Origin of the sequence: Sulfurovum sp., from assembly GCF_049668085.1 — a bacterium.
GTDB lineage: Bacteria > Campylobacterota > Campylobacteria > Campylobacterales > Sulfurovaceae > Sulfurovum.
The window spans coordinates 1-5,136 of sequence record NZ_JBATIY010000029.1 but is presented as its reverse complement, the minus strand read 5'-3'; the positions used below and the strand labels follow the sequence as shown (position 1 = coordinate 5,136).

5 protein-coding genes are annotated in these 5,136 nt (G+C 38.9%); 2 read left to right on the top strand and 3 right to left on the bottom strand.

The annotated features are described in order from the left end of the window. Window positions 1–581: adenylate kinase (locus WBM70_RS02215; RefSeq protein WP_424556884.1), on the bottom strand; the 581-nt coding region annotated here is incomplete at its 3' end. A 10-nt stretch (window positions 582–591) separates the two neighbouring features. Next, window positions 592–2,343: an aspartate--tRNA ligase gene (gene aspS, locus WBM70_RS02210; RefSeq protein WP_424556883.1), complete on the bottom strand. Its 1,752-nt coding sequence runs from the start codon at window positions 2,341–2,343 to the stop codon at window positions 592–594. Window positions 2,344–2,501: 158 nt separating this feature from the next. Between aspS and WBM70_RS02205 the strand changes: the two genes are divergently transcribed. Both WBM70_RS02205 and WBM70_RS02200 read left to right on the top strand, forming a co-directional pair. Then, the gene (locus tag WBM70_RS02205; RefSeq protein WP_424556882.1) at window positions 2,502–3,374 is read left to right on the top strand and encodes an NAD(+)/NADH kinase; all 873 of its coding nucleotides are present in this window, start codon (window positions 2,502–2,504) and stop codon (window positions 3,372–3,374) included. After that, complete coding sequence (locus WBM70_RS02200) at window positions 3,371–4,900, top strand: DNA recombination protein RecN (RefSeq protein ID WP_424556881.1); 1,530 nt, start codon at window positions 3,371–3,373, stop codon at window positions 4,898–4,900. Before WBM70_RS02205 ends, WBM70_RS02200 begins: the two co-directional genes overlap by 4 nt. On the opposite strand, the gene WBM70_RS02195 is transcribed toward WBM70_RS02200, so the two are convergent. Further along, on the bottom strand, window positions 4,897–5,136 hold a 240-nt coding region (locus tag WBM70_RS02195), incomplete at its 5' end, for an Hpt domain-containing protein (protein WP_424556880.1). The two genes, WBM70_RS02200 and WBM70_RS02195, sit on opposite strands and share 4 nt — an antisense overlap.

Here is a 5,136-nt window from a genome sequence, read left to right as displayed (position 1 = left end):
TTTACAAAAGCTTCCATATCTGCAACTACTTCGTCAAGTGTTCTTGCACCATCGATCACCTTTAAAAGGTTTTTCTCTGTGTAAAATGCTTGAATATCTGCCAATGGGTCAGTATAAATTTTCATTCTATCATTAAATACTTCTTCACTGTCATCACTTCTTTCTTCACCAGGAGCTGCTTCTGCACGACGACCTAAAATTCTTTCTCTGGCAACTTGCTCACTCACCCTTACTTCGATAACCGATGCAAGTTCAATGTCATCTTCTTGAGATACAAGTTCGTCAAAGGCAGTCATTTGCTCTGTGCTTCTTGGGTAACCATCTATCAGTACATTGGCTACAGGTGCATTTTTGATAGCAGATACGATAGTGTCTACAATGATATTGAGAGGTACAAGTGCACCTTTAGAGATATAGCTTTCTATCGTTTGACCCAGCTCACTATCGCTTGCAACTTCTTCTCTAAGCATATCACCTGTTGAGTAGTGTACGATAGCGTCACTGTTTTTCTCAGCGATGATACTTGCATCTGTAGTTTTTCCAGAGCCTGGTGCCCCGATGATAAGAAATAATTTTTTCATTGTATGTCCTTTATACTGTTGGTGTTTGTCTGATTCTAAGGCTCAGATCTTTAAGTTGTTCTGCATCTACCGGGCTTGGTGCTTGAGTAAGAAGACACTGCGCTTTTTGTGTTTTAGGGAATGCGATCACCTCACGGATGCTTGATGAACCTGTCATAAGCATGATAAGCCTGTCTAGACCTAGGGCAAAACCACCATGTGGCGGTGCACCGAACTTAAGTGCATCTAGTAAGAAACCAAATTTCTCTTGTGCTTCTTCTTCGTCGATACCAAGAAGCTTAAAGATCTCTGCTTGCATCTCTTCTTTATGGATACGGATTGACCCACCACCAAGCTCTGTACCGTTAAGTACGATGTCATAAGCGATAGATTCTATCTCTTCAATATCTTCATAGTCCAATGACTTTGGCTGTGTAAATGGATGGTGAAGTGCTTTAACTCTACCGTCTTCTACTTCAAACATTGGAAAGTCCATGACCCATAAAAATTCAAAAGTATTTTGAGGAATGATCTCCATGATCTCAGCAAGATAGATACGGAAACGACCCATATAATCCCATACGAGTTTTTTCTCACCAGCACCGAAGAATACAGCATCACCTAATTCAAGTCCACATCTTTCGATGATGGCTTGTAGGTCATCTTCTGTAAAGAATTTTGCAAGAGGTCCTTTCAGTCCATCTTCTTTCATCTGAAAGTAACCTAGACCAGATGCACCGAATTTACGTACATACTCTTCAAAACCTTTCATTTGACGTTTTGAGAAGATCTCGTCACCTTTTGGTACTCTAAGTGCTTTAATACGGTTTTTCTTAGGTGTCTTTGCTATTTTTGAGAATATCTCATTGTCACATCTTTCAAAGATATCTATCACATCCACCATGGCTAGATCGTAACGCATATCTGGTTTGTCAGAACCATATTTTTCCATCGCTTCGGAGTAAGGCATACGTTTAAATGTAGAAGGTATATCAAAACCACAAGCAGAAAAGACATTGTTGATAAGTTTTTCAGCGACTGCTATGACATCTTCCTGATCACAAAAAGACATTTCAACATCTATTTGCGTAAATTCCGGCTGTCTGTCTGCTCTTAAGTCTTCATCTCTGAAACATTTTGCGATCTGGAAATAACGGTCAAAACCACCAACCATAAGAAGCTGTTTGAATAGCTGTGGTGATTGTGGAAGTGCATAGAATTCACCACCATGTACACGTGACGGAACAAGGTAGTCTCTTGCACCTTCGGGCGTAGATTTAGTAATAATAGGTGTTTCAACTTCAAGAAAGTCTAATTCATCAAGTGCATTTCGTGCAGCGATAGTCGCTTTTGAACGAAGCTTGAAAATGTCGTAAGACTTTTGCGTTCTAAGCTCCAAATAACGGTGCTTAAGTTTGATCTCTTCATTTACTTTTTCATCATTGAGATCAAAAGGCATCGGTTTAGAACGGTTCTCAATCTTGAGATCATCCACAACGATCTCTATCTTTCCAGTTTTGAGTTTTGGGTTTTCAAGCCCTTCACCTCTGGCACGTACCTTACCTGTAGCGATCAATACGAACTGATCTCTTACCTCTTCAGCGATTTTATGTGCATCTGCGTTGTCTGCAGGATCACAAACAAGCTGTACGACTTCATCTTTGTCTCTAAGGTCGATGAATATAAGTCCACCATGGTCTCTACGGCTAGAAACCCAACCAGCAACGGTGACTTCTTCACCAATATGTTTTTCGTTAATCTCAGCACAATAATGTGTTCTCATCGACTATCCTCATAGTTAAATATAGACGCGATTATATCAAAAAGTAGTTTAGGGTTCAATTCAGTCCTAAAAATATAACAATATGACACATTTTCAAATAGTAAAAGTACATTTATGCTACTCTAGCAATAAGAGTTTTTTAATACGGTAGGAAAATGATGGGTAATCAAAAATTAGCACAGATCAAAACTGCAGGTTTTATATTGAAACCTAATGATCCGGATATCAAAACGCTTTATGAGCGAATAAAAACACAGTTTGAAGCTAAAGGGATCTCAGTGATCCTCGCAGAGCGTTCAGCAGAAATGATAGGCTTAGAAGGCATTGAGTTTAAACAAATGTGTGAAGAGTCAGATTTTTTAGTCTCTTTGGGCGGTGATGGTACTTTACTTTCATTGGTACGTCGTTCCCATGGTTCTAATAAACCTGTCGTAGGTATTAATGCAGGTAATTTAGGTTTTTTGGCTGATGTCACCATAGATGATGTAGAACTATTCTTGGAACAACTCATCTCTGAAGAGTATCGCATAGATGAACGTATGATGATAGAGGGGTATATACAAAGAAAAAATGGTAAAAAAGAGCCATTTTTTGCTTTTAATGATGTGGTGATGACGCGTCCGGCAGTGTCTAAAATGGCAACTATTTATGCGTCTATTGATGGAGTGAGATTCAATACCTATAAAGGAGATGGACTTATTATTGCTACTCCAACAGGCTCAACAGCATATAATCTTGCATCCGGAGGTCCCGTAATGTACCCTCTTACTCAAGCACTAATCATGACACCTATCATGGCACACTCTTTAACGCAACGTCCGCTAGTGGTACCTGCTGATTTTACGATTGAGCTTTCTTCCCCTGAAGAACGTATCATTGCTGTCATAGACGGGCAAGATGATTATGAGATGGGTTCAGAAGATACACTGGTGATCATGGGTGCAAAACGCGGTGCAAAACTGTTGCATAGAAAAGAGCGAAATTATTTTTCTGTCCTACGTGAAAAACTTTCTTGGGGTGATGAGCATTGATAGAACGTTTATACCTGCGCGATCTTGTTACCTTTAATGAAGTAGAGTTAGAGTTCGAGAATGGTTTGGTTGTTTTGACCGGTCCCAGTGGAGCAGGGAAATCTGTACTTATGTCTGCGATACTCTCAAGTTTTGGATACGTTACACAAGGTGCTGCTGCTCTGTGTGAAGTGAATTTGATCAAGCCTTCCGGGTTACAAAGTGAAGCTTACGAACTTGAAAATGATCTAACGGTAAAAACACTTAAAAAAGAGAAACTTCGTTACTTCATCGATGGGCAAAATATCTCTAAAAAGATTTTAGCTGAAATGTTTGCACCTTATGTAAAATATCTCTCAGTACGTGACAGGGGTGGATTTGAATCTGATACACTTTTAGAAATGATCGATACTCAATTAAGAGTAAAAGATAAAATGTTTAAAGCCTTGATAAAAGAGTATAAAAAACGTTATCAAAACTATAAAGAGAAGGTTTCACAGCTTACTAAGATCAAAGAGGATGAAGCCAAACTTGCTGAACTTATAGAATATGCGACCTACGAGGTGGAAAAGATAGTTTCTATCAATCCACAAGTCGGTGAAGAAGAAGAGTTGCTCAAGGTTAAACAACAGCTCTCTCGTATAGACAAGATCAAAGATGCACTTACACATGCTATAGACATCTTTACACTTGAAGCAAATGTTGAAGAGGTCTATAGACTGTTAGATAAAGACGGGTCAATGTTTACTGATGCGATGAATCAGCTTCGCGCTGATTTTGAAGAGACAGAAAATCTTGCAGACGAACTCGAAGAAGTAAATGTAGAAGAGGTATTGGATCGTCTTGGTGATCTTACGACACTAAAAAATCGTTATGGAAGCATAGAAGAGGCTTTAGTATATAAAGAAGCTAAAGAGAAAGAACTTTCCGGATATCAGAATATAGAAAAAGACAAAAGTATGCTAGAGTCTTTTTTAGCTTTGGAGTTCTCAGAGTTAAATATTATTGCATCAAAACTTTCTCAGTCACGCCAGAAAGAAGCTAAGAATCTTGAAAAAACATTAGTAGAGTATCTCACAACATTGAAACTACCTGCAATTTCTTTTGAATTCTCTTCGGTCACTTTAGAGCAAAGCGGTACTGACAGTGTAGAGGTAATGCTCGGTAGTTCGAAGACTGCTACGCTCAGTGGAGGAGAGTTTAACCGTGTACGTTTGGCGCTCATGGCAACAACTATGCCTACAAATAAGAGTAAACAAGGTGTCCTTATTTTAGATGAAATAGATGCCAATGTGAGTGGAGATGAGTCTATAGCTATAGCTGAGATGATTTATAAGCTCTCATCTGTATATCAAGTTTTTGCTATTTCTCATCAGCCTCATCTCTCAGCGAAAGCACATCAGCATATAGTTGTGACAAAAGTAGGGCATAATAGTCGAGTAGAAGTTTTAAATGATATGACACGTGTGTCTGAAATAGCGAGGATCATCGCAGGTGAAAACCCTACAGAGGAAGCTGTAGAGTTTGCTAAAAAGTTAAGGGCTTAAGTGTATTGAGTTTTTAGTTCATTAGTATAGTGTACTAGGTGCTTAAAATAGGCTTTAGCTATATCGATATCTGTACCCTCTTTGAGATAGGTATTACAAGCAACTAAAAGGTCGGAAACACCTCCCGTACCTATGTTTGTTGCTGAACCCTTAATGCTATGCGTCAGTCGTTCCATCTGATGAAAATCAGGAATATTCAAAGCTTCTTCTATAAGTGGGATCTGCTCTTCTAATTG

Bases quoted from the DNA above. Each gene is read 5' to 3' on its own strand.
- WBM70_RS02205 (WP_424556882.1), top strand. From the start codon at position 2,502: ATGGGTAATCAAAAATTAGCACAGATCAAAACTGCAGGTTTTATATTG.
- aspS (WP_424556883.1), bottom strand. From the start codon at position 2,343: ATGAGAACACATTATTGTGCTGAGATTAACGAAAAACATATTGGTGAA.